The following is a 25,030-nucleotide window of genomic DNA, read 5'->3' as shown; positions in this document are numbered from 1 at the left end:
ACCACGAAACCGACATCGAACCGGGGCGAGGACCCGGTTCGGTGTCGGTTTCGTGGTTCGTCTGCCGGACGCGCGGGCGCCGGCAGTGCCGCGAGCGGCGCTACTCGGCGTGCGCCTCGAGGAAGCGGTAGACCTCGCCGTCGTCCACCCCGGGGAACCGGCCGGTGGGCAGGGGGGCGAGGACGTGCTCGCCCAGCTTGGCGCTCGGCCAAGCGACGTCCTTCCACTTCGCCTCGAGGGGCGCGGGCGGGCGCCGGCAGCACGACGGGTCGGGGCAGTTCGACTGCCGCCGGACGGTGGTGTCGCGTCCCCGGAACCACTGCGCGTGCGCGAACGGCGTCCCGAGCGTGATCGAGAACTCGTCGTCGTCGGTGCCCGTCTGCACGCTGCACCAGTACGTGCCGTTCGGCGTGTCCGTGTACTGGTAGTGCTCGCGTGAGCGGTTCCGGTCCTCGAACGCCGTCCGGGACGCCCACTTCGCACAGACGACCTGCCCGACGATCCCGCCGTCTGTGTCGGTCGGGAACGTGATGCCGTCGTTCTCGTAGCCCTTCACGATCGCACCAGACCGGCGCACACGGACGAAGTGCACGGGGAGGTCGAGGAAGCGCGTCGCGAGCGTGGTGAACCGGTGCGCCGCCGTCTCGTGCGTGACCCCGAACGCGTCGCGGAAGTCCTCGAGGGCGATGTCACGCCGGGACTTCGCCTGCTGCAGGAACGGCACGGCGGCGTCCCGCGGGACGAGGCAGGCCGCCGCGAACGCCGTGATCTCGATGCGCTGCCGCAGGAACTCGGCGTAGTCGGTGGGCGGCCGGTGCCCGAGGACCACGTGCGCGAGTGCCTGCAGCGCCAGACTGCGCAGACCCCGACCACCGGGTGTCGCGGCCGGCGGCAGGTAGATCACGCCGTGCTCGCGGTCGGTGATCGTGCGCGAGGAGGCGGGCAGGTCGTCGGCGTGCACGAGGCGGTACCCGAGCTTCGACGCCAGCGCCGCGACGGTGTGGTGCATGAGCGGCCCCGGCGGACGCTCGACCGTCCCGAGCAGGTCGGCGGCCTGGTCCTCGATGTCCTCGTAGTAGTTGTCGGACGACTGGCCCTGCAGCCGCAGTGCGATCATCGCCTCCCGGCCGGCGGCCTGGGTGACTGCGGATTCACGGACCCGTCGTTCCAATGCCTCGTGCAGGGCGACGACGCTCGCGAGGACGTCGTCGGGCAGGCTCCTCCGGACGTCGATGCGCGGCAGGTCGAGACGAGCGGCGAGCGGGCCGTCCTGGTGGGCGGCGAGCTCGAGCTCGAGTCGGGCACGCTCGGTCGGCGGGGTCGACGAGGTGAGTGTGGACACGGGGACGTCCAGCGCCGCCGCGATCTTCGTGAGCACGGAGACCTTCGGCTCGCGGAGCCCGTTCTCGATCATCGAGAGGCGGCTCGGCGCGAGGTCGGTGGCGCGACCGAGGACGTCGAGGGTCATCCCGCGGGTCGTGCGCACGTGGCGGATCCACTGCCCGAGCAGTCGCTGGGGGCCGTCGTCGTGGGACATGTCGTCACTCTTCCTCGAGTGTGAAGAACTGCTGTTCTTCTCCGTCTGGCCGAGAGCCTAGCGCGCGGACAGCCCCGCATGCTGGGGACCACGACCACCGTAGGGCTCGACGAGGAGACCACCATGACGATGACCGTTCCGTCCCGTGACCGCCGCTTCGGCGACGCCGAGACCGGCCCGATCCCCACTGCGACCGTGCACCGGCACACCCACCCGCCGGTGGGGCCGTGCCCCAGCGCCGAGGTGCCGGACGGGGCGTACCGGCACGGACTGGCGAACCGCGCACTCGCGGACTGGGTCGTGCGCACGGCGCTGCTGACCCGACCGGACGAGGTCGTCTGGTGCGACGGTTCCGACGCGGAGTGGACCCGCCTGACCGACCGGATGGTGGAAGAAGGCGCACTCATCCGCCTCGACCCGGGACTCCGGCCGGACAGCTTCCTGGCCCGGAGCACCCCGGACGACGTCGCCCGGATGGAAGACCGCACCTTCATCTGCACGAGCGACCCCGCCGACGCCGGCCCGACGAACAACTGGCGCGACCCGCGGTCGATGCACGCCGAGCTCAACGGCCTGTTCGCGGAGTCCATGCGCGGCCGGACGATGTACGTCGTCCCGTACTCGATGGGGCCGGTCGGCGGCGCGATCTCGCAGGTGGGCGTGCAGGTCACCGACTCCGCCTACGCCGCCGTCTCGCTCGCGCTGATGGCTCGGGTGGGCGACGACGCGCTCGAGCGCATCGGACCCGACACGCAGTGGGTCGCGGGCGTGCACAGCGTCGGGTACCCGCTCCGGAACGCCGACGGCACCCGGCGCCCGGACGTCGCGTGGCCGAGCAACCCGACGAAGTACATCTCGCACTTCCCGGAGGAGCGGGCGATCTGGTCGTTCGGCTCCGGCTACGGCGGCAACGCGCTGCTGTCGAAGAAGTGCTTCGCGCTCCGGATCGGTTCGACGATCGCCCGCGACGAGGGCTGGCTCGCCGAGCACATGCTCCTGCTCAAGCTCACCGACCCGGCCGGCCGTGCGTTCCACGTCGCCGCGGCCTTCCCGAGCGCCTGCGGCAAGACGAACCTCGCGATGCTGCAGCCCACGCTTCCGGGCTGGCGCGTCGAGACGATCGGCGACGACATCGCCTGGCTCCGGCCGGGCGCGGACGGACGGCTGTACGCGATCAATCCCGAGGCCGGCATCTTCGGCGTGGCTCCGGGGACGTCGGTGGCGACGAACCCCGTCGCGATGGACACGATGCGGAAGCGGACGATCTTCACGAACGTCGCGCTGACCGAGGACGGGGACGTCTGGTGGGAGGGTCTGACCGACGAGCCGCCGGCACACCTCATCGACTGGCGGGGCGAGCACTGGACACCGGCGAAGGGCACGCCGGCGGCGCACCCGAACGCCCGGTTCACGAGCCCGATCGAGCAGTGCCGGACCCTCGCGGACGACTGGTACGAGCAGGACGGTGTCCCGGTCGACGCGATCCTCTTCGGCGGGCGCCGGGCGACGAACGTGCCGCTCGTCGTCGAGACGGAGAGCTGGGCGCAGGGCGTCTTCGTCGGCGCGACGGTGTCGAGCGAACGCACGGCAGCGCAGGAGGGCACGGTCGGCGAACTCCGTCGGGACCCCTTCGGCATGCTCCCGTTCGTCGGCTACGACATGGGGTCGCACTGGCAGCACTGGCTCGAGGTCGGCGAAGGGCTCGGCGCGGGTGCTCCGAAGGTCTTCCAGGTCAACTGGTTCCGGAAGGGCGAGGACGGCGCGTTCCTCTGGCCCGGCTTCGGGGAGAACGCCCGCGTCCTCGCGTGGATCGCTGACCGGGTCGCGGACCCGGACGCGCCGACCACGCGCGCGACGCCACTCGGCGCGGTCCCCGCGGAGGGCGCGCTCGACGTGCGCGGTCTCGGGGTGTCGGGGACGAGCCTCCAGGCCCTGTTCGACGTCGACCCCGCCAGCTGGCTCGACGAGGCGGACCGGACCGAGGCGTTCTTCGAGTCGCTCGGTGGGACCGTCCCCGCCGCGGTGCGCGCGGAGCTCCGGGCACTGCGGGCTCGGCTCGAGGCGGCGGCAGAAGCACCCGCAGCGGCCGGGGGCACGACGCCGGCGCGCGTCGAGGTCGCGGCGTGAACCGCGCGGGGACCGACCGGGTCCTCGACGAGTGGGTCGACCGGGCGTCGGTCGCCGCCGCGATGGTCCCGATCGTCGACGGACTCCACCGACGGCACGACGTCGTGACGACGATCCACGGTCGCCGGCTCGTGGGGCGTTCGGTGCACGAGATCCTCAAGCTGCACCGGTTCGCGCGGCACCTGGACGGCGTCGAACTGTCCCCGCACGAGATCCTGCCGGTCCTGCACGCGCTGACGACCCTCGACCTCGGTCCGTCGGTGGTCGACGTCGCCGACTGCAACGCCGGCTTCCGCAGGCAGGACGCGCTCGAGCTCGACGACTACCTCCGGCACGTCCTCGCCGAAGCGGTCGGCACCGGTCAGTACGCGGCGCCGCCACGCGACGTCGTCATCCACGGGTTCGGACGGATCGGCCGGCTCGTCGCGCGGATCCTCCTGGCCCGGTCGGGAGGCGCGTACGGACTCCGCCTCCGAGCGGTCGTCCTGCGGTCCACGGGTCCGGAGGACCTGGTCAAGCGGGCGAGCCTGCTGCGGCGGGACTCCGTGCACGGGCCCTTCGACGGGACGATCACCGTCGACCAGGAGGCTCAGACGATCACCGCGAACGGGACCGTCATCCGGTTCATCGGTGCGGCGTCGCCGTCCGACGTCGACTACGCCGCGTACGGCATCGACGACGCCGTCGTCGTCGACAGCACCGGGGTCCGGACCGACCGGGAGTCGCTGTCGGCGCACCTCGCGGCCCCAGGGGTGTCCCGTGTCCTGCTGACCGCCCCGGCCTCCGGCGGCGTGCCGAACATCGTGCACGGGGTCAACGACGCGATGATCGCGGACGAGCCGATCGTCGCGGCGGCGTCCTGCACGACGAACGCGATCACGCCGGTGCTCGCCGCGCTCGAGACCGAGTACGGCATCGAGCACGGCCACGTCGAGACGGTGCACTCGTTCACGAACGACCAGAACCTCACTGACAACCACCACCCCGGGCCCCGGCGTGGTCGGTCGGCGGCGCTCAACATGGTGCCGACGAAGACCGGGGCCGCGAAGGCCGTGGCGAAGGCGTACCCGCCGCTCGCGGGGAAGCTCACCGGGAGCGCGATCCGCGTCCCGACGCCCGACGTGTCGATCGCGGTGCTCACCCTCACGCTGGGCAGGGGCGTGACCCGCGAGGAGCTCAACGCCCACCTCCGCGAGGTCTCACTGCGCTCGGCCCTCCGCCGCCAGGTCGACTACGTCGAGTCGCCGGAGGTCGTGTCGAGCGACTTCCTCGGTTCGCGGAAGGCCGGGGTCGTCGACGGGCTCGCGACGATCGCGGACGGCGGCCGGCAGGTCGTGGTCTACGTCTGGTACGACAACGAGTACGGGTACAGCCGGCAGGTCGTGCGGGTGCTCGAGACGATGAGCGGGCACCGGGCGCTGACGCTCCCGGCGGTGTCCGCGGCGTCGGCGTCGGCGTCGGCTGCCGACGTGCCCGTCGCGCTCGCGGTGTGAGCCGCGGCCGACGCTCGCACGACCGAAGTCGTGCCGAACCGCGGATGCGCGTGGTCCGGGACGACTTCGGTTGTGCGCAGGCAGCCCCGCCGCGCCCGCGCCGGGCGCCTCAGCTCACGGCACCCGATCGCGCGCCGGACCACAGGTCCACGTCGAGGACACCGACGGAGTGCTCGTCGATCGTCCGGAGCTCGTCGTCCGTGAACGTCAGGTTGCCGAGCGCCGCGACGTTCTGCTCGAGCTGCTCCACCCGCGACGCGCCGATCACGAGCGAGGTCACCCGCTCGTCGCGGAGCGCCCACGCGAGCGCGAGCTGCGCCAGGCTCTGGCCGCGCGCCGCCGCGACGTCGTTCAGCGCCCGCAGGTGCTCGACGACCTCCGGCGTGAGGGACCCGGCGTCGAGCGACTTGCCCGCTGCCGCACGCGAGTCGGCCGGCACCCCGTCGAGGTACCGCCCCGTCAGCAGCCCCTGCGCGAGCGCGGTGAAGCCGATCACGCCGAAGCCGAGCTCGCCGGCCGCGTCGAGCAGCCCCTCGTCCTCGATCCACCGGTTGAGCATCGAGTACGACGGCTGGTGGATGAGGAGCGGGGTGCCGAGGTCGCGGAGGATCGCCGCGGCCTGCCGGGAGCGCTCGGCGTCGTACGACGAGATCCCGACGTACAGCGCTTTGCCCTGCTGGACGGCGGTGTGCAGCGCACCCATGGTCTCCTCCAGCGGCGTCGAGGCGTCGAGCCGGTGGGAGTAGAAGACGTCGACGTACTCGAGGCCCATCCGCTGGAGCGACTGGTCGAGGGAGGCGAGCACGTACTTCCGCGAGCCGCCGCCCTGGCCGTACGGCCCGGGCCACATGTCCCACCCGGCCTTCGTCGAGATCACCATCTCGTCGCGGTACGGCCGGAAGTCCTCGCGCATGAGCCGGCCGAAGTTGACCTCGGCGGCGCCGTAGGGCGGGCCGTAGTTGTTCGCGAGGTCGTGGTGCGTGATGCCGAGGTCGAACGCGCGGCGGCTGATCGCCCGCTGCGTCTCGAACGGCTTGTCGTCGCCGAAGTTGTGCCAGTACCCGAGCGAGAGCAGGGGCAGGTCGAGGCCGGAGCGGCCGGTCCGGCGGTAGGGCATGGAGTCGTAGCGGTCGTCCGCCGCGGTGTAGGACATGGTGCCGAGCCTACGGAGGCGGGGCGGACCGCGTCGCGACCCCTCGCGGGGCGGACCGGAGGCCCGTGGCGGGCGCCGCCACGGGCCTCCAGTCCGGTGGTCACCGCGTCAGCGGTGCCGGGTCACGCCGCGGGTGCGCTCGCGTTGACCAGCCAGGTCGTGCCGAAGCGGTCGGTCAGCATGCCGAAGGTGTCGCCCCAGGGGGCCTGCGTGAACGGCTCGATGATCGTGGCACCGTCGGACAGCCCCTCCCAGCAGCGGGTGAGCGCGTCGAGGTCGTCGCCGCTGAGCGACACCGAGATGCTGCTGCCGGTGTCGGCGCGCATGCCGGAGGGGGAGTCGGAGGCCATGAGGAGCAGACCGTTCTCGCCCTCGAGCTGCCCGTGCATGACCTTGTCGCGGTCGGCGGCGTCGACCTCCATGCCCATCTCGGCGAAGGTGCCGACGGTGAGCGAGCCGCCGAAGACCGAGTGGTAGAACTCGAGCGCTGCGCGGGCCGAGTCGCGGAAGCCGAGGTACGGGTTGAGTCGGACGGTCATGGCGGTCTCCTTCGAACCGGACGGGCACGACGCCCGCCCTGACCACATCGTGGCAGAGCGGGCGCCGACCGGGGAAGGCTGTCAGGCTGACATCGGGCCGTACCGCTTGTGTCCCTTCACGTCGAACCGGTCGAGCATCATGAGCTTGTCCCAGGCGGCCACGAAGTCGCGGACGAAGCGCTCCTGGCCGTCGCTGCCCGCGTACACGTCGACGATCGAGCGGAGCTGCGCGTTCGAGCCGAACACGAGGTCGTGCCGGGACGCCGTCCACCGCTGCTCGCCGGTCGCCTGCACCGTGCCGGCGAAGACCGTCTCGGTGTCGTCGGTCCTCGTCCACACCAGGTCGGTGTCGGTCAGGTTGACGAACCAGTCCGTCGTGAGTGCGCCGACCCGGTGCGTCAGCACGCCGACGTCGGAGCCGTCCCAGTTCGTGCCGAGGGCCCGCAGGCCTCCGGTGAGGACGGTCCACTCCGGTGCGGTCAAGGTCATCAGGTTCGCCCGGTCGAGGAACACCTGCTCGAGCGCGACGCCGGGGGCGAACTGCTCGAACCGCTCGGAGCGGAAGTTGCGGAAGCCGTCGGCGACCGGCCGGAGCCACTCGAACATCTCGACGTCGGTGAGCTCCTGCGTGGTGTCGACGCGCCCCGGGGTGAACGGCACCGTGACCTCGACGCCGGCGGCGCGCGCGGCGTCCTCGACGCCGACGCAGCCCGCGAGCACGACGAGGTCGGCGAGCGACACCGACGGGTGCTGCTCCTTGATCCGCTGGAGTGCCTCGACCACCGGCACCGTCCGACCGTTCACCGCCCAGTCCTTCTGCGGGGACAGGGCGATCCGGCCGCCGTTCGCACCGCCGCGCTTGTCGCTGTCGCGGTAGGTCGACGCGGCCGAGTACGCGGTGAACACGAGGTCGGAGGCGCTGATCCCGGCGGAACGGACCGCGGCCTTGAGCGCTTCGACGTCGGCGTCGCCGATCGGGGCGCCCTCGGCGTCGGGCAGCGGGTCCTGCCAGAGCAGGTCGTCCTGGATCGTCACCTCGGGCCCGAGGTACCGGAACTTCGGACCCATGTCGCGGTGGGTGAGCTTGTACCAGGCCTTCGAGAACGCCAGCGTGAAGGTGTCGAAGTCGGCGAGGAACTCCTCGCACACCTTCCGGTACTCCGGGTCGACCTTCAGCGCGATGTCCGAGGTCATCATCATCAGCGCGTGCGTCTGCCCCGGCACGTGGGCGTCCGGCGTGCGCGGAGCGTCGGGGTCCTCCGGCGTCCACTGCAGTGCCCCGGCGGGGCTCTTCGTCTGCTCCCACTCGTGCCCGAACAGGTTCTCGAGGTAGCTGTTGTCCCAGCGGGTCGGGTCCTGGGTCCAGCTGCCCTCGATGCCGTTCGTGGACGTGTACTCGGCGTTGCCGGTCCCGCGCGGGTTGTGCCAGCCGAGGCCCATCTGCTCGATCGGGGCGAGCTCGGGCGACGGGCCGATCTCGGTCGCGGGCACCTGGCCGTGGCTCTTGCCGAAGGCGTGACCGCCCGCGATGAGCGCGACGGTCTCCTCGTCGTTCATCGCCATGCGGGTGAAGGTGATCCGGATGTCCCGGGCGGACCCCATCGGGTCGCCGTTCGCGTACGGGCCCTCTGGGTTGACGTAGATGAGCGCCTGGTGCGAGGCGGCGAGCGGGCTCTGCAGGTCGTAGTCCTCGTCGCCGTTCTGCCCGTGCCACCGCTCGTCACGGGAGACCATCTCGTCCATGCTGTGCACGTCGTGCGGGTTCCACACCTCCGGGCCCCACCACGTGCCGTCGTCGGGCTCCCACGCGTCGAGCCGACCGCCGCCGAAGCCGTACGTCGGCAGGCCCATGAGCTCGAGCGAGCAGTTGCCGGTCAGCACCATGAGGTCCGCCCAGCTCAGCGCGTTGCCGTACTTGTGCTTGATCGGCTGGAGGAGCCGCCGCGACTTGTCCGTGTTGCCGTTGTCCCACCAGCTGCCGATCGGCGCGAACCGCTGCATGGCCGTGCCCGCACCGCCCCGTCCGTCCGCGATCCGGTAGGTGCCGGCGGCGTGCCAGGCCATGCGGATCATCTGCGGGCCGTAGTTGCCGTAGTCGGCGGGCCACCAGTCGACGCTGGTGGTGAGCAGCTCCTTGATGTCGCGCTTGAGCTCCTCGAGGTCGATCGTCGCGAACGCCGCGGCGTAGTCGAAGTCGGCACCGAGCGGGTCGGCGTCGACGCCGTTGCGGTGCAGCGCGTCGACACGGAGTCGCTGGGGGTACCAGTGCTCGAGCGTCGGCGACTGGGCGAACGCCCCGCCCAGGTGGTCACCGCCGGCCGGCAGCGCCCCCTCCATGTGGTAGCTGCAGGTGTTCGTTGCGTCGTGTTCCATCGATCCTGTTCCCTATCCCTTCCAGACGGACACGGCCCCTGCGTGTCCGATGACGACGACCTCGATGAGCGAGCCGATGCCGGCCGCGATCAGGAGGACCGGTCCCACGACGCCGACGACGCGGACGAGTCCACGACCGTCGACCCGCTCGACACCGAAGCGCTGCCAGGCCCACCAGAGGGTGAGCAGCGCGAAGACCGCGACGGACCACGGCAGGAGGCCGTCGGCGAGCTCGGTGTGGCGTTCGAGCAGCGCGGTCTCCCGCTCGTGCTCCTCCAGCCACTCGCCGGACTGCGTGGCGAGCGGGACGGACACGAGGGCGACGAGGCCGATGATCGGTGCGCCGACCGCGAGCCACCGTCGGGCCGCCGGCCAAGCGGCGACCGCGATGGCAGCCAGTGCGGCGACCGGCACGGCCACGGTGGTGAGGTGGACGAACAGCGGGTGGAGCGGGACGCCCCCGTACTGCCAGTTCATCGAGAGCCCTTCCAGGTTCCGCGCCGAGCGACCTCGACGTCCACGGGCCACTGAACGCGCTCGCTGGGCGGCGTGCCCGGGAGTCGGCCGCTCGCCGCACTCGGACTCGTTCGAATCCACACACGAACCGGCGATCAGCCACCGACGCGGTCGGCGGTGTCCGGCACGATGGGGGCGGGAAGGAACGAGCATGGCGGAGATCCTGGTGGTGGAGGACGACCCGGAGATGGGGGCACTCGTCGAACGCGGTCTGCGCGGTGACGGCCACGAGGTCACGCTCGTCACCGACGGGGTCGCTGCGCTGGTCGCCGCACGGGCCACGTCGTTCGACGCGGCGGCGATCGACGTGATGCTGCCGGAGATGAGCGGGTTCGAGGTCTGCCGGCGGCTCCGGGAGATGGGGCAGGACCTGCCGGTCGTGCTCGTCACCGCCAGGGACGCCGTCGACGACCGGGTGTTCGGACTGGACGCGGGCGCCGACGACTACTTGACGAAGCCGTTCGCGATCGCAGAGCTGAACGCGCGGCTGCGAGCGCACCTGCGGCGTCGCGCCGCGGGGACACCCACCGTCGTCGAGGCCGGCGCGGTGCGGCTGGACACCGTGGCGGTGCGGGCGACGGTGCGGGGGCGGGACCTCCCGCTCAGCGTCAAGGAGTTCTCCCTGCTGCGCTTCCTGCTGCAGGGCGTCGGGCAGACCCGCTCGCGGAGCGAGGTGCTCGACGAGGTCTGGGGGAGTGCCGAGCACTTCGATCCGACGATCGTGGACCAGTACGTCAGCTACGTGCGGAAGAAGCTGCAGGCCGCGGACGCCGACGTCGCGATCCGCACGGTGCGGGGCGTCGGCTACGCGCTCGACGTCATGACGGACCGGTCGTCGTGAGGTTGCTCCGTCGCCTGTCGATCCGCGCCAGGATCACGCTCGGCAGCGTGCTCGTCGGCGCGGTCGTCCTCGTCGCGAGCGCGGTCGCCCTGCACGTGCAGATCGACCGCGCGTCGCTCGAGACCGACCGCTCGCTGGCGATGAGCGACGCGGCGCCGTTCGTGGCGGACCTCCGGTCGAACCCGGGGGAGGCGCCGGACCGGCCCACCGAGGGACTGCTCATCGGCATCCGGTCGTCGTCGGGCTCGTGGATCCTCGACCGGCTGCCGGACGGGCTGCGCGCCGCACTCCCGCGCACGGTGGACCGCGAGACGACGCTCCGACTGGACGTGCACGGGCACCGGAACACCGTGGTCGGCATCCCGGTGCGCAACGACGTGGGCTCGTTCGTCGTCTGGGCGGCGCAGGACGGTCGGGCCGGGCACGAGACGCTGGAGCGGGTGGACCGGTCGCTCGTCGTGGGGACGCTCCTCGCCCTCGTCGCGTTCGGCGGGACGGCGTGGCTCCTGACGACCCTCGCGCTCCGACCGGTGGGGCGGATGCACCGCACCGCCGAGGCGATCAGCGCCGGATCGGCTGACGGCCACCTCCCGGTCGGCCGTTCCGACGACGAGCTCGCCGGCCTCGCCCGGACGCTCAACGCCTTCCTCGATCGACAGCGCGACAACGCCGAACGTGAGCGACGCATGGTCTCCGACGCGAGCCACGAACTCCGGACACCGCTCGCCGCGCTGACCGCTCGGCTCGAGCTCGCGCACCGCTCCACCGGCGACGCCGACGCGCTCGAGCGGGAACTGAACGCTGCCGAGACGGACGCGGCACGACTCGTGTCCCTGGCGAACACCATGCTCGAACTCAGCCGACTCGACGAGGCCGGCCCGGTGCCGTCCACCCCGGCGGCGGCGCTCATCACCGAGCTCATGGCATCGATCGACCGAGCACGCGCGATCGACGTCGTCGGGCCGCGCGACGTCGACTTCACCGTGGACGTCGGTTCGCCGGACGTCCGGTACGGCATCGGCGCCGCCGCGTTCGCGAGGATCGTCGACAACCTCGTCGCCAACGCGATCGCCGCGGGCAGCGCGGGCGGTTCGGTGCGGGTGACGCTGCGACAGGAGCCGCAGCAGGACCTCGAGCTGATGGTCGTCGACGACGGTCGCGGGATCCCGGTGTCCTTCCTGCCCCAGGCGTTCGATCGGTTCACGCGCGCGGACGAGTCACGCACGGCCCTCGGCGGCAGCGGGCTCGGACTCGCCCTCGTGCGGGGCACTGCGGAGCGGGCGGGTGGAACGGCCTCGCTCGAGAACCGGTCGGACGGTGGCGCGATCGCGACCGTCCGGCTCCCACCGCGCTGATCTGTCCATCACTCGAGATCTCGAACGAAGCACCTGGCCTGTTCCGGGTTCGTTCATGGTTCCGGTGCAGATGCTGGGTGCCACCCGATCAGCTGCTGGAGAGGACCACGACGATGATCGACACCGCCGGCCCCGCCACCCGTCCTACTCGTTCCGCCGCCGCGAGCCGCCCGCGCCTCCGTCCGGCGCCCGCCGAACCGCTCGCCGCTGCCGCGCGTCGTCGTCGTCGCTCGGCACGGGCCCGTTCCGCCGCAGCCGACCTGCTCGGCGTGCTGGCGTGGGTCTCGGCGGCCGTCGCGGTCCTGCTCTGGCTCGTCACCCCGTCCTCCCGCGAGGTGACCGGAGTCGGCAGTGTGCTGACCGACGCCGGGATCGTCGCCGGCCTCATCGGCACGGACCTCACGCTCGTGATGCTCGTCCTCGCCGCCCGCGTACCGCTCATCGACCGGGTGTTCGGGCAGGACAACGCGATCGCGGTGCACCGCTCCCTGGGCAAGCCGGTGCTGTACCTGCTCCTCGCCCACGGGGCCCTGCTCACGCTCGGCTACTCGGCCGAGTCGGCGAACAGTCCGGTCGCGGAGACGATCGCGCTGTTCTCTACGCCGGACATGCCGCTGGCCTACCTCGCCCTCGGCCTGTTCCTCGTGGTCGTCGTGTCGTCCCTGGTCGCCGTCCGACGTCGCCTGCCCTACGAGGTCTGGCACGTCATCCACCTCCTGAGCTACGCCGCCGTGCTCGTCGCGCTGCCGCACATGCTCAGCGTCGGCGGCGTCCTGTCGGCGGGTTCGTGGCAGCGCACCTACTGGATCACCCTGTACGTGCTGGCCCTGGGGCTCATCGCCCTCTACCGCTTCGTCCTGCCGGTCGTCGTGACGTTCCGGCACCGGATCCGGGTGACGGCCGTCGAGCCGATCGCGCACGGCGTCGTGTCGATCCACCTGGCCGGTCGGTCACTCGACCGGCTCGGGGTCGAGGGCGGTCAGTACGGCGTCTGGCGGTTCTGGACCGCACACACGTGGTGGCACGCGCACCCGGTGTCGTTCTCGGCGGTCCCCGGCTCCGGGCGCGCTCGCATCACCGTCCGTGACCTCGGTGCCGGCTCGGCCCGGCTCGGCCGCATCACCCCGGGCGCGTTCGTCTCGCTCGAGGGACCGTACGGACTCTTCACGAGCCGGGCGCGGACCGCGCCGTACCTCGCGCTCGTCGCCTCCGGCATCGGGATCACTCCCGTGCGGGCACTCCTCGAGGACACCGACCTCCGACCCGGCGAGGCCACGGTGCTGCTGCGCGGGAGCGACGGTGAACAGCAGTACCTGTGGGACGAGACGGCGGGCCTGGCGAACGCGACCGGCAGCACGCTGTACGCGATGGTCGGGCACCGCGCGCACTCGCGGGAGAGCTGGATGACGGAGGAGGACGTCCGTCGGGGCGTGACGCTCCGGTCGGTGTTCCCGCGGCTGCTCGAGTCCGACCTGTACGTGTGCGGGCCCCGGGTGTGGTCCGACCTGGTCGTCCGGGAGGCCCGGCTCGCCGGCGTCCCCGAGCACCAGATCCACCAGGAACGGTTCGAGTGATGCGCGCGCGGGTGGTCGCCGGGGGCATCGTCACGTCGGCAGCGGTCCTCGTCATCGGCTGGCAGGTCGGCGCGCAGCCGGGGCTCACCGCCACACAGCAGCAGACGAGCACGTCGGGTGGCACGAGCGCGGGTGGGACGGGCAGCGCAGGCACGGGCACCGCGGGCACGGGCAGCGGCACGAGCGGCGGTGCGTCCGCGTCGGCTGCGGCGAAGGACGGCACCTTCACCGGCCAGGCGGCCCAGACACAGTACGGGCCCGTCCAGGTCGAGATCACCGTCGCAGGCGGGAAGATCACCGACGTCACCGCCCTGGAACTGACCGACCGCGACGGCCGGTCGGCGCAGATCAGCCAGCAGGCCGCACCGATCCTCCGACAGGAGGCCCTGCAGGCGCAGTCCGCGCAGATCCAGGCCGTGAGCGGCGCGACCTACACGAGCGCGGGCTACGTGACGTCGCTCCAGTCCGCGATCGACCAGGCGGGGCTGTGAGCGTCGCGACGTTCGAGACGATGGGCACCGTGGTGAGCATCCGCGGTGCCGGCCCCCGCGCGGCGGCCGAGGTGCGTCGGGTCTTCACCGGGTACGACCATCGGTACAGCCTGTACGACCCGTCGTCGGTACTCAGCCGGATCGCGGCCGGGGCCCTGCGCCTGACGGACGCTCCGCAGGAGGTCCGCGACGTCTACGCGCTCGCCCTGGAGTGGCGCGAGCAGACCGGCGGCGCCTTCACGCCGCACCGGCCCGACGGCGTCGTCGACCTGTCCGGGGTCGTCAAGGCGCTCGCGATCCGGGACGCCGGAGCCGTGCTCGACCGGGTGTCCGAGGACTGGCTCATCGTCGCCGGTGGAGACGTCCTCGGCCGCGGACGGCACGAGGGGGAAGCGCCGTGGAGCGTCGGCGTCGTCGACCCCGCGCACCGTGACACCGTCGTCGGGGTCGTCGCGCTCGAGGGCACCCGCCGCGCCGTCGCCACCTCGGGCACCGCCGAGCGCGGCGAGCACGTCTGGCGACGCTCGACCCCGACCTTCGCGCAGGCCACGGTGGTGGCGGACGACATCGTCACCGCCGACGTCCTCGCGACGGCGATCGTGGCGGGGGACGCGGACGACCTCCGGCGGATCACCGCCGACGGGTCCGTCGACGTCCTCGCGTTCGCCGTGGACGGAACGGTCTGGGCGACACCGGGAGCCGAGCAGATGGTGCGGCCGACGGTCACCGCCCGGTCCTGAAGCGGTCGCTGTCGCCCGGGAGGCCCGACCCACCTCCGTCACGCCGCCGCCGTGGGCACAACGGTGCGTCAGTCGGCGCGTACCGGGCGGGTCCGCACCGGCGCGAGCAGGCGCGTCAGCGTGACCGCGACGAGCGCCCCGGCTGCGATGATCGCCGCGAGCACGACCACCTGGAAGCGACCCGCCTCGAGCGGCGAGACCCCGCCGAAGACCGCGCCGACGAACGCTCCCGGCAGTGTCACGAGGCCGGTCGTCCGGGTCTGGTCGGTGCTCGGCACCATCGCCGCGTGGACCGCCCGGCGGACCAGGTCGGTGGTGGCCCGACGCGGTGTGGCACCGAGTGCGAGCCACCCCTCGACGTCGTCCCAGCGGTCGTCGACGAGCTCCACGAAGCGTCGCCCGGACAGCGTGGCGATGGTCATGGCGTTGCCGATCACGATGCCACCCATGGCCAGGACGTAGCGCGGCGAGAACGCGATCGCGCCGGTCGCGAAGACCACGACGAGCGCCACACCGATGCCGATCACCATGGACGTCGCGACCGGCAGCAACCGGGTCCGGAGCGTCCCGAGTCGGCGGGCCGCGGTCGTCGTCGCGACGCCGAACATGACGGCGAGGGCGACCCCGATCCACACCGGGTCGCGGATGACCCCGGACAGGACGATGCTCAGGACCGCGAGCTGGACGGTGCCGCGCAGCACGGCGAGGGCCGGTGCCCACGGGGACGGTGCGCGGGTGAGCAGCAGCGCCGCCGTGGCGACCGCGACGAGCACGGCGACCCCGACGAGGGTCCACAGGAGCGTGCCGAGGTCGGTGGTCACGGCGGCGTCGATCCGTCGAGGCGTGCCTCCTCGGCGTCGTAGCCGGCGCGCACCTGGCGGAGGACGAGGTCGTCGATCTCGTCGGCGTCGCGGAGCCGGAGGAGCGTCGCGGCCTTGTGCTGCACGAGGGCGAGTTCGAGGGCGACGGCGGCGTCGTGCCGCTGCAGCGCGGGGTGGTCGTCGTCCTCGGCCTCCTCCCGCGCCTGGATGACGTCGAGGTGTGCTTCGTAGTCCTTGCGCACGCGCTCGATGATCGTCCGGTCGGCACCCGCGGCGCGCGCGAGCCGGGGCAGCGCGTCCAGGGCCTCCTCGATCGCGGTGCGCTCGGCGTACCGGCGTTCCTCGCCGACGGACTCGTCCTCGGGCAGGGCGGCACGGCGGAGGACCGCCGGCAGGACGAGCGCCTGCCCGACGACCGTGAGCACGACCACCCCGGCGGTGACGAACACGATGAGGTCGCGGTCCGGGAACGCGCCGCCCGACTCGAGCGTGCGCGGCACGGCGACGGCCATCGCGAGCGACACGGCGCCACGGAACCCCGCGAACCCGCTCACCAGTCGGTCGCGGTGTCCCTCGCGCGGTTCGCCGCCGGTCCGCCGGGTCACGAGCCAGACCGTGCCGCCGGCCGCGTTCAGGAACGCGAACCGGACGACGACGAGCAGGACGGCGACCGCCACGATGAGGCCCGTCGCGCGGAGGAGCTCCCCGCCGTCGAGCGCACGGGCGGCGATCATCGCCTCGATGCCGACGAGCACGAACAGCGCGCCGTTGAGCAGGTACGTCAGGAAGGACCAGAACGCCCGGACCTGTTGCCGGGTCTCGGCACGGTCGAGCTTCGGCGCGACCTGGCTGACGACGATGCCCGCCGTGACCACCGCGAGCACCCCCGAAGCGTCGATCGCCTCCGCGCCGAGGAACGCGACGAACGGCACGAGCAGGGTCAGGAGGTTCTGCAGCACGACCGAGTCGACGCGGCGGAGCGCCAGCGTCCCGAGCCACGCCGCGGCCAGTCCGGCCGCGACACCGCCGACGTAGGACAGCACGAGCATGCCCGAGACGCCCCAGAACGTGAGCTCCTGCGTCCCGACCGTGACGGCGACGGCGATGCCGTAGACCACGAGGGTGGTGCCGTCGTTCACGAGGCTCTCGGCTCGGAGCACGGTCACGTTCCGTCGGGGCAACATCCGTGTGAGCACGCCGACGGCCGTGGCGTCGGTCGGCGCGACGGCGGCACCGAGGACCCACGCCGGCCCCCAGGGGACCCCGAGCAGGTGGAGCAGCACGGCGACGGCGCCGGCGGTCAGGACGACGAGGAGCGTGCCCATGAGGACGATGCCACGGAGGTTCTTCCGGATCTCCCGGAGCGACGTCGTCAGGCTCTCCCAGTACAGCAGCGCCGGCAGGAACAGGAGGAGCACGGCGTCCGCCGGGAGCTGCAGGTCCGAGAACTCCGGAACGAGCGCGAGGCCCGCACCGATCACGAGCAGCAGCACGGGCGGCGCGATCCGGATGCGGTCGGCGATGCCCGCCGTCACCGCGATGGCGAGGCCGAGCACCACCACCAGTTCGGGTCCGAGCACGCTGGTTCCTCCTCCTGTGACCGACGTCCCAGTCAACCCGCTGGTCGCTGACGACGGTGTCGGCGGACGATGCTCGGCCGGGCCGACGCCGACGACGGACGGGAGGCACGGTGCGGGCCCGCACCGTGCCTCCCGTCCGTCGCGTCGACGCGACCTGACGACCGCCGTCAGCGACGCGGACGGATCCGGAGCGTCACCACCTGGAACGGCCGCAGGCCGAGCGTCACTGCGCGCCCGTCCCACGCGAAGCGGCGGGCGGTGCGCTCGGCATCCTCGATCGGGCGCTCGAGCAGGTCGACCTGCTCGACGGACTCGGCGTCGATCCGCAGGTCGAGCACGGTGTCGGTGCGCGCGCCCAGCGCCTCGTAGAGCCGGACGACGACGTCGCCCGAGCGGTCGTCGGCGAGCTTGACCGCCTCGACCCGGACGCCGACGGACGACGACACGACCGGAGCGGTGACCGGATCCGACGACGCCGACCCCTCGGGGAGGGGCACCGCGCGCAGTGGCAGGTTCTGGTCGTAGCCGCTCGCGACCACGTCCGCGACGGTCGCGCCCGGGTGCACCGCGTACGCGAACGCGTGGTGCCCGAGGTCCTGCGCCGGGTCGGGGGACTGGGCGCCGCGCACCAGGCTCAGCCGGACCTCGGTCTCGACCTCGCCGGTCGTGCCGACGCGCCGCGTGACGTCGTGGCCGTAGGTGCCGGCGTTCGTCACGCCGATGCCGTACCCGGGCTCCTCGACGTGCACCCAGCGGTGCGCCATCACCTCGAAGCGGGCGTCGTCCCACGAGGTGTTCGTGTGCGTCGGACGGCGCAGGTGCCCGAACTGGATCTCCGCGCTGTGGTGCTGGGCGTGCACGACGAACGGCAGCGAGGCCTTGAGCAGCTTCTCCCGCTCGCGCCACTCGACCTCGACCCCGAGGTGCACCCGGACGTCGTCGGCGTGGACGGCGATCGTCTGGACGAGCTCGGACGAGCCGAACACCCGGCGGACGCGGACGACCGCGCGCAGGTCGTCGTCGGTGGCGAGCTCGACCGACTCGGCGGCGCGGAGCTCAACGACGGAGTGCCGGTAGTGCGCGTCGATGTCCCACGCGTCCCAGGCGTTCGGGAGGTCCTCGTGCAGGTGCAGCAGGTTGGCGCTGCGGTCGGCGGGGACGAGCTCGCGGTCGTGGGCGACGTCGCGGATCGAGTCGACGAGTCCGTCGGCGTCGACGTGCACGCGCACCAGGCCGTTGTCGAGCACCGTGCCGTCGGCGTCCTGCGTGGCCGTGACGGGGTGTGCGGGAGGGACGACCCGGAGCGGGGACACGGCGTGCGCGCGGGCCTCGACGACCCCGATCGCCGAGCCGTCGGCCCCGACGACGAGTGACCGCCGGTCGTGGTCCGCCGGGTTCGCGACGACGCCGGCCGCGCCGAGGCGTGACAGTGCGTCGGTGATGAGCGCCTCGATCTCGGCGTGGTTCCGGGCGTAGGTGTCCTCGTTCTCCTCGTGCACCCACTGGATCGACGAGCCGGGCAGGATGTCGTGGAACTGCTGGAGCAGGGTGGACTGCCAGAGCCGGTCGAACGCCTCGTACGGGTAGTCGGCACCGCGGAGGGCAGCGGCGGTCCACCAGAGCTCGGCCTCGCGCAGCAGGTGCTCGGCCTTCCGGTTGCCGCGCTTCTCGCGGGCGTGCGAGGTGAACGTGCCGCGGTGCAGTTCGAGGTACAGCTCGCCGACCCACGTCGGGGCGTCCGGGTACTCCTCGCGTGCGCGGGCGAAGAAGTCGTCCGGGTGCTCGATCTCGACGCGGGGCGAGCCCTCGAGCGACTCGACACGCCGCTGCCGTTCGAGCATCTCCCGGATGGGTCCACCGCCGCCGTCGCCGTAGCCGAAGGGCACGAGGGACGTGGTCGCGGCGCCCTTCTCGCGGAACTGGCGGACGGCGTGGTGGAGCTCCTCGCCCTCGAGGGTCGAGTTGTACGTGTCGATCGGCGGGAAGTGGGTGAAGATCCGGGAGCCGTCGATGCCCTCCCACCAGAACGTGTGGTGCGGGAACGTGTTCGTCTGGTTCCACGACAGCTTCTGCGTGAGGAACCACTCGAGGCCGGCGAGCTTGGCGATCTGCGGGAACGCGGCGGTGTAGCCGAACGAGTCCGGCAACCAGATGCCGTGCGTCTCGACGCCGAGCTCGTCCGCGAAGAACCGGAGGCCCTGGGTGATCTGGCGGACCATCGCCTCGCCGCCGGGGAGGTTGCCGTCCGGTTCGATCCACTGCGAGCCGACGACGATCCACTGCCCGCGGGCGATCGCGGCCTTGATGCCCTCGAACACCGCCGGGTACCGCTCCTTGACCCACGCGTACTGCTGGGCGCTCGAGGCGGCGAACTTGAACTCGGGGTACTGCTCGCCGAGCGCGAGCACGTTCGAGAAGGTCCGGCCGGTCTTCCGCTTCGTCTCCCGGATCGGCCAGAGCCAGGCGCTGTCGATGTGGGCGTGCCCGATGCCGCTCAGGCGGTGCGCGGAGGGGTTCGCCGGGCTGGCGAGGGCTCCGGCGAGCTCGGCGCGGGCCGCGGCGGCGGTCCCGACGATGTCGTCGAGCGCGAGGACGTCCATCGCGCGCTCGAGGTCGCGGAGCACCTCGTGCCGCCGCGGGTCCGTGTCGGGCAGCTCCTTGACCATCTGGAACAGCACCTCGACGTCGAAGCGCAGCGCCCAGACCTCGGGCTCGAAGACCGCGAGCTCGGCGGTGCGGAAGGTGTAGATCGGCGTCTCGGGGGCGGTCTTCTTCGAGCCGTACTTCGTCGGGACGAACTCGTTCACCAGGATGTCCGGGTTCGCCGCGGCCTCGAGGAACAGGTGCACCTGCTCACCGCCCTGCGCCGCGTCGGCGATGCGGAGGTAGTGGTTGCGCGGGTGGATCCCCTTGATCGGCGTGCCGTCCGGCGTGTGCAGCAGCCCCTCGGCCTGGTTGCCGGGCCAGTCGCCCTGGAACCCCGGGTCGACGAGGAGCTCGACCGTGCGCCCGGCCCACTCGGCGGGGACGGTGCCGGTGACCTCGAACCACCACGTGGACCAGGCGCGACCCCACGGGTCGCCGACCGCGAACGGCCGGTACTCGGCAGCGAGTGCCTCGGCCGCCGGGACCGGCTCGTCCGGCACCTGCCACGCGGCGAGCGTCACGGGGGTGCGCGCCTGGTGGACGGCGGGGGTGATGCGCTCGTGCAGGACGCGCTCGACGCGCGCCTCCACGAGCTTCTGGTTCTGGTGCATGGCTGGGTCTCCGGGGGAAGGTGCGCCTCCAGGTCGCGGATCAGGGACGACCTGGAGGCGCGGCTCAGGACAGGTACGACAGGTGCGGGAACGACGTGCGTGCGTCGTCCAGCAGGGCGCGCGCGACGCGCACCGAGTCGACCAGTGGGTGGTGTGCGAGGGCACGGAGGGCCGCGGCGCGGTCGGCGTGCAGCGCCGCCTGGATCGTCTGGCGTTCCACGTACTTGACGGCGGTGACCGTGCCGAGTCCGAAGTCCGGCACGCGGGCGCCCGGGATCGGGTGCGCGCCGGTGGCGTCCACGATGCAGGGGACCTCGACCACGGCGTCGTCGTCGAGACCCGCGAGGGCGCCGCGGTTCCGGACGTTGAGGATGAGCCGGGCGCGCTGGTCGTACGCGATGCCGCGCATGAGCGACAGGGCGACGTCCTCGTAGCCGCCCGAGGTCATGTCCTCGACGTCGCGCTCGCCCATGCCGGCCGAGTCGCGGTTCGTCGCCATGTAGCTGGCCTCGCGCTCGTTCCGGCTGTCCTGCCAGGCACGGTACGGGTGGTCGCACGACCCGGCGGCGTCCCAGAAGCGGTCCTGCTGCTCCACGAGGTACCGGGCACGGGTGTGCGGGGCGTACTGGTCGGCCTGCAGGACGTCGCGCCGGTAGGAGTAGTAGTGCAGGTACTCGTTCGGCAGCGCGCCGAGGGCCTGGATCCACTCGGCGCCGAAGAGCTTGCCCTCCTCGAAGGACTCGATGCGCCCGGCGTCGACGAGGACCTCGGGCAGTCGGTCGACCCCGTCCACCCGCACGGCGGTGAGCCAGCCGAGGTGGTTCAGGCCCGCGTACTCGAGCTCGACGTCGGGACCGTGCTCGACACCGATGGAGCCGAGGGCACGGCGGGCGAGGCCGATGGGGGAGTCGCAGATGCCGATGACCCGCTCGCCGAGCACCGTGGACATCGCCTCGGTGACGACGCCGGCCGGGTTGGTGAAGTTGATCACCCAGGCGTCCGGGGCGAGGCGCTTGACGGTCTCCGCGAGCGCCATGACGGTGGGCAGGGTGCGGAGCGCGTAGGAGATGCCCCCGAAGCCGACGGTCTCCTGCCCGATCACGCCGTGGGACTGCCCGATGCGCTCGTCGGTGGCACGGCCCTCCATGCCGGCGACCCGGATGGCCGAGAACACGAAGTCCGCACCCGGCAGCGCCTCCTCGACGTCGGTGTGCACACTGACGGTCGGGGCGTCCGCGACGCCCTCGGCCTGGTCGGCCAGGATCCGTGCCATGGTCGTCAGCCGCGCCGCGTCGACGTCGACGAGCGCGACCGCGGTGACGCGGCCGGGGGCGTGGTCACGGAGCAGTGCGGAGTACACGAGCGGTGTGCGGAACCCGCCACCGCCGATCATGACGAGCTTCATGCGACGAGGACCTCCACGCCGTGCGCAGCGAACGCGGCGGCGACCGGGACCGGCGGCTCGTCGTCGGTGACGATCCGCACGATCGATGCCGGCAGGTCGATCCGTGCTGCCCCGGTGCCCGGGAACTTGCTGCTGTCGGCGAGGACGGTGACCTCGTCGCACGCATCGGCGATCGCCTGCTTGATGGGGACCTGGGCGATCGTGGTGTCGCGCAGGTCGCCGCTCGCCGAGATCCCGCTGACGCCGAGGAAGGCGTGGTCGGCGCGGATGAGTCGGAGCGAGTCGGTGGTCAGGTGCCCCGAGACCGAGTGGTAGACGGGGTCGTAGTCGCCGGGGAGCAGCACGAGGTGCACGGCGGGGTCGTCCTTGAGCAGCTCGAACACGGCCATGTTCGCGGTGATGACGGTGATGGGCCGACCCCGCAGCAGGTCGGCGAGTTGCAGCACGGTCGTCCCGATGTCGAGCACCACCGTGTGGCCGTCCTCGACCAACGCCGCCGCCGCCTCGGCGATCCGTCGCTTCGCGGCGCGGTTCACGGTCTCGACCTCGAGGAACGGGGAGTCGCCCTCGTGCGCGTCGGCAAGGACGGCACCGCCGTGCGTGCGCCGCAGGAGGCCGGCGTCGTCGAGCCGCTGGAGGTCCCGACGGATGGTCGCGACGCTCGACCCGGTCGCGGCGGCGAGGTCGGTGACCGAGGCGGCGCGCGAGGCACGGAGGTGGTCGAGGATGGCGAGATCGCGGATGTCCTTCACGTCGCTCAGCATAGCGATCAACTTCGCTCAACATGCAATTGTTTTCAAACAAAACGTTGCGTGGAATCGATCGATCTGTGCTAGAAAATGCTCACCCACCGACCGATGGAGCAGCGATGGACGACCGACGGACCTCGAGCACCGATGCCGACGTGCTCGTCGCCGGCCAACTCTTCTTCGACGCGGTGTTCGCCGACCTGGCGCAGGGGCCCGTGCTCGGGCAGGAGCACTGGACGCCGCACTTCGCCTGGACACCCGGCGGCATCGCGAACTTCGCGATCGCAGCCGCACGCCTCGGTGCCTCCACGGACGTCGTGGCCGCGGTGGGCGACGACGAACTCAGCGGGCTGTGCCGAGCAGCGCTCGCCCGTGAGGGCATCGGCACCGCACTCCTGCACCGGGTGCCCGGGTGGACGATCCCCGTGAGCGCCTGCATGGGCTACGACGGCGACCGCGCGATCGTCACCGGCGGGACCCCGTCGCCCGTCGCCCTGCCGGAACTGCTCCCGGCCCACGGCGGACGGGTCGCGGCACTGCACGTCGACGAGACGACGGCCGAGTGGGTGCGCACGAGCGGCAGCCGCGGGCTCCGCGTCTTCGCCGACGTCGGGTGGGACGCCACCGGCACGTGGGACCCCGCGCTCCTCGACACCGTCGACGGCGCGTACGCGTTCACGCCGAACGACCGCGAGGCGATGGCGTACACGCGCACCGACGACGCGCGGACCGCCGCCAGGGTCCTCGCCGAACGCGTCCCACTGAGCGTCGTCACCATGGGCGGCGACGGGGTCGTCGCCGTGGACTCCTCCACCGGCGAAGAGGTCCTCGCGCCGCCCGTCCGGGTGCGTGCCGTCGACGCCACCGGTGCCGGCGACGTGTTCTGCGCGGCCCTCGCCGTGGCGTCGCTCGAGGACCGCCCGCTGCGCGAACGCATCGACTTCGCGGCGCTCGTCGCCGCGATCACCGTGTCCCGACCCGGCGGCGCGTCCACCGCGCCCCGACGGGACGAACTCGTCACGTGGCTCGCTGCCAACCCGGCCGCCGCGGAACCGGACCGGTACGGCTTCGTCACCACGGGCCTCCCGGCAGCGACCGCCGGACCGGCGGGCAGCGCCCGCTGAGACCCGCACCACCCCGTTCCCGAAACTCCCTTCCCTTCCACCCGACCACAGGAGAACCCATGCGCACCCCCACGAAGCGACGCCGCACCGCCGCGGTCCTCGCCACCGCGGTCGCCGCGGCACTCGTCCTCACCGGCTGCTCCGCCGGCTCGTCCGCGTCCGACGGCAAGCTCACCGCCTGGCTCTGGCCGGGCGCCCTCGGCGACTCGGTCGTCTCGAGCGCGAAGAAGGAGTTCGCGTCGGACAAGCTGCAGGTGAACGTGATCGGCGGCGACTTCAAGCAGAAGCTCGTGACGACCTTCACCGGCAAGACCAACATCCCCTCGATCACCGGGGTCAAGGGCGAGGACATGCCCTACTTCCTGCAGCAGTCGAGCCTCTTCACCGACCTGAAGTCGATGGTGCCGGCGTCGTACCTCGCGCAGTTCCCGAAGTGGAAGCTCGCCGAGGCCACCACCGCCGACGGCAAGCTCATCGGCATCCCGACGGACATCGGACCCTCGGCACTCTTCTACCGCGAGGACGTCCTCGCGAAGGCCGGCCTGCCGAGCGAGCCCGCCGCCGTCGCCGACGCCACGAGCACCTGGGACAAGTACTTCGCCTTCGGCAAGGAGCTCAAGGAGAAGACGGGCGCCTCGCTCGAGGTGTCGATGGGTGACGTGTTCAGCTGGTCGATGGCGCAGGCCGACAGCGGATTCGTGAACAAGTCCGGGAAGTTCACCGGCGACGACGCCACGGTCAAGCAGGCCTGGGCGCGGGCGGTCACGGCCGAGAAGGCCGGCATCGTCGCGAACATCGAGGACGGCAGCCCCGACTGGGCCTCCGCCGTCAACCAGGGCAAGATCCCCACCGTCATCGGCGCCGCCTGGCACGCCGGCGACATCAAGAGCGCCGCGCCGGACACCTCCGGCAAGTGGCGCGTGACCGCGACGCCAGGCGGTCCGGGCAACGCGGGTGGCTCGTTCCTGACCATCCCCTCGGCGACGTCCGACAAGAAGGCCGCGCTGAAGGTCATCGAGGCGCTCGTCGCCCCGTCCGCGCAGGCCACCACCTACAGCCAGGTCGGGAACTTCCCGTCCTCGTCGAAGGCACTCGACGAATCGGCACTCACCAAGGGCGACTCGTTCTTCGGCGGACAGGACACGGCCTCGGTCTTCCAGAAGTCGATCGAGTCGATGCCCACGAAGTACACCAGCCCGTACGACGCGCAGGTGTCGGCGCCGTACCTCACCGAACTGACCAACGTGCAGGGCGGCAAGGACCCGGACCAGGCGTGGAACGACGCCGTGAAGGCCGCGAAGTCGGCGCTGGAATCGGCGAAGTGACCACGTCCGTCGCACCGTCGCTGGCGGGGC

Annotated in this window: 19 protein-coding genes; 9 read left to right on the top strand and 10 right to left on the bottom strand. The window is 72.1% G+C overall.

The window, feature by feature from the left end; genetic code table 11:
• Positions 1 to 100 precede the first annotated feature (100 nt).
• On the bottom strand, positions 101 to 1,537 hold the full coding sequence (locus QPJ90_RS14355; protein WP_290131848.1) for a helix-turn-helix domain-containing protein: 1,437 nt from the start codon (positions 1,535 to 1,537) through the stop codon (positions 101 to 103).
• A gap of 123 nt (positions 1,538 to 1,660) precedes the next feature.
• On the opposite strand from QPJ90_RS14355, the gene QPJ90_RS14350 reads away from it, so the two are divergent.
• Together QPJ90_RS14350 and QPJ90_RS14345 are read left to right on the top strand one after the other, a co-directional pair.
• Positions 1,661 to 3,664, top strand: coding sequence for a phosphoenolpyruvate carboxykinase (GTP) (locus tag QPJ90_RS14350; RefSeq protein WP_290131847.1), 2,004 nt, complete (start codon positions 1,661 to 1,663; stop codon positions 3,662 to 3,664).
• A complete protein-coding gene (locus QPJ90_RS14345; RefSeq protein ID WP_290131846.1) occupies positions 3,661 to 5,157 on the top strand; it encodes a glyceraldehyde-3-phosphate dehydrogenase in 1,497 nt (498 codons plus the stop codon). Before QPJ90_RS14350 ends, QPJ90_RS14345 begins: the two co-directional genes overlap by 4 nt.
• A 109-nt stretch (positions 5,158 to 5,266) precedes the next feature.
• Here the strand turns inward: QPJ90_RS14345 and mgrA are convergent, their stop codons facing one another.
• From mgrA to QPJ90_RS14325, 4 genes are all read right to left on the bottom strand, one after another.
• The gene (gene mgrA / locus QPJ90_RS14340) at positions 5,267 to 6,310 is read right to left on the bottom strand and encodes an L-glyceraldehyde 3-phosphate reductase (RefSeq protein ID WP_290131845.1); all 1,044 of its coding nucleotides are present in this window, start codon (positions 6,308 to 6,310) and stop codon (positions 5,267 to 5,269) included.
• A 122-nt stretch (positions 6,311 to 6,432) separates the two neighbouring features.
• Positions 6,433 to 6,849, bottom strand: a complete 417-nt coding sequence (locus tag QPJ90_RS14335; protein ID WP_290131844.1) for a VOC family protein — start codon at positions 6,847 to 6,849, stop codon at positions 6,433 to 6,435.
• Between the two features lie 81 nt (positions 6,850 to 6,930).
• Positions 6,931 to 9,222 (bottom strand): catalase/peroxidase HPI, encoded by a 2,292-nt coding sequence (gene katG / locus QPJ90_RS14330; RefSeq protein WP_290131843.1) that lies wholly within the window; start codon positions 9,220 to 9,222, stop codon positions 6,931 to 6,933.
• Between the two features lie 12 nt (positions 9,223 to 9,234).
• Positions 9,235 to 9,699 (bottom strand): DUF2231 domain-containing protein, encoded by a 465-nt coding sequence (locus tag QPJ90_RS14325; protein WP_290131842.1) that lies wholly within the window; start codon positions 9,697 to 9,699, stop codon positions 9,235 to 9,237.
• Positions 9,700 to 9,889: 190 nt separating this feature from the next.
• Between QPJ90_RS14325 and QPJ90_RS14320 the strand changes: the two genes are divergently transcribed.
• From QPJ90_RS14320 to QPJ90_RS14300, 5 genes are all read left to right on the top strand, one after another.
• Positions 9,890 to 10,579: a response regulator transcription factor gene (locus tag QPJ90_RS14320; protein ID WP_290131841.1), complete on the top strand. Its 690-nt coding sequence runs from the start codon at positions 9,890 to 9,892 to the stop codon at positions 10,577 to 10,579.
• Positions 10,576 to 11,934 (top strand): HAMP domain-containing sensor histidine kinase, encoded by a 1,359-nt coding sequence (locus tag QPJ90_RS14315; RefSeq protein ID WP_290131840.1) that lies wholly within the window; start codon positions 10,576 to 10,578, stop codon positions 11,932 to 11,934. Before QPJ90_RS14320 ends, QPJ90_RS14315 begins: the two co-directional genes overlap by 4 nt.
• A gap of 113 nt (positions 11,935 to 12,047) precedes the next feature.
• Complete coding sequence (locus QPJ90_RS14310; protein WP_290131839.1) at positions 12,048 to 13,508, top strand: ferredoxin reductase family protein; 1,461 nt, start codon at positions 12,048 to 12,050, stop codon at positions 13,506 to 13,508.
• The gene (locus QPJ90_RS14305; protein ID WP_290131838.1) at positions 13,508 to 13,999 is read left to right on the top strand and encodes an FMN-binding protein; all 492 of its coding nucleotides are present in this window, start codon (positions 13,508 to 13,510) and stop codon (positions 13,997 to 13,999) included. The genes QPJ90_RS14310 and QPJ90_RS14305 overlap by 1 nt, the downstream gene beginning before the upstream one ends.
• Positions 13,996 to 14,739: an FAD:protein FMN transferase gene (locus tag QPJ90_RS14300; RefSeq protein WP_290131837.1), complete on the top strand. Its 744-nt coding sequence runs from the start codon at positions 13,996 to 13,998 to the stop codon at positions 14,737 to 14,739. The genes QPJ90_RS14305 and QPJ90_RS14300 overlap by 4 nt, the downstream gene beginning before the upstream one ends.
• Before the next feature lie 68 nt (positions 14,740 to 14,807).
• Here QPJ90_RS14300 and QPJ90_RS14295 read toward each other — a convergent pair whose 3' ends face one another.
• The 5 genes from QPJ90_RS14295 to QPJ90_RS14275 form a co-directional block, all read right to left on the bottom strand.
• Positions 14,808 to 15,560, bottom strand: coding sequence for an ABC transporter permease (locus tag QPJ90_RS14295; RefSeq protein ID WP_290131836.1), 753 nt, complete (start codon positions 15,558 to 15,560; stop codon positions 14,808 to 14,810).
• Positions 15,557 to 17,140, bottom strand: coding sequence for a Na+/H+ antiporter (locus QPJ90_RS14290; protein WP_290131835.1), 1,584 nt, complete (start codon positions 17,138 to 17,140; stop codon positions 15,557 to 15,559). Before QPJ90_RS14290 ends, QPJ90_RS14295 begins: the two co-directional genes overlap by 4 nt.
• A 167-nt stretch (positions 17,141 to 17,307) precedes the next feature.
• Complete coding sequence (locus QPJ90_RS14285; RefSeq protein ID WP_290131834.1) at positions 17,308 to 20,397, bottom strand: glycoside hydrolase family 38 C-terminal domain-containing protein; 3,090 nt, start codon at positions 20,395 to 20,397, stop codon at positions 17,308 to 17,310.
• Positions 20,398 to 20,461: 64 nt separating this feature from the next.
• Positions 20,462 to 21,802 carry a 6-phospho-beta-glucosidase gene (locus QPJ90_RS14280; RefSeq protein ID WP_290131833.1) on the bottom strand — a complete coding sequence of 447 codons (1,341 nt, stop codon included), beginning with the start codon at positions 21,800 to 21,802 and terminating at the stop codon, positions 20,462 to 20,464.
• Positions 21,799 to 22,554: a DeoR/GlpR family DNA-binding transcription regulator gene (locus tag QPJ90_RS14275; protein ID WP_290131832.1), complete on the bottom strand. Its 756-nt coding sequence runs from the start codon at positions 22,552 to 22,554 to the stop codon at positions 21,799 to 21,801. Before QPJ90_RS14275 ends, QPJ90_RS14280 begins: the two co-directional genes overlap by 4 nt.
• Before the next feature lie 116 nt (positions 22,555 to 22,670).
• On the opposite strand from QPJ90_RS14275, the gene QPJ90_RS14270 reads away from it, so the two are divergent.
• Entirely contained in the window at positions 22,671 to 23,675 is a 1,005-nt protein-coding gene (locus QPJ90_RS14270) for a PfkB family carbohydrate kinase (protein WP_290131831.1), read from the top strand.
• A 59-nt stretch (positions 23,676 to 23,734) separates the two neighbouring features.
• The gene (locus tag QPJ90_RS14265; RefSeq protein ID WP_290131830.1) at positions 23,735 to 25,000 is read left to right on the top strand and encodes an extracellular solute-binding protein; all 1,266 of its coding nucleotides are present in this window, start codon (positions 23,735 to 23,737) and stop codon (positions 24,998 to 25,000) included.
• Positions 25,001 to 25,030 lie beyond the last annotated feature (30 nt).

It is taken from the genome of Curtobacterium sp. 458, from assembly GCF_030406605.1.
GTDB lineage: Bacteria > Actinomycetota > Actinomycetes > Actinomycetales > Microbacteriaceae > Curtobacterium.
This window is presented reverse-complemented; position numbering and strand designations above follow the sequence as displayed.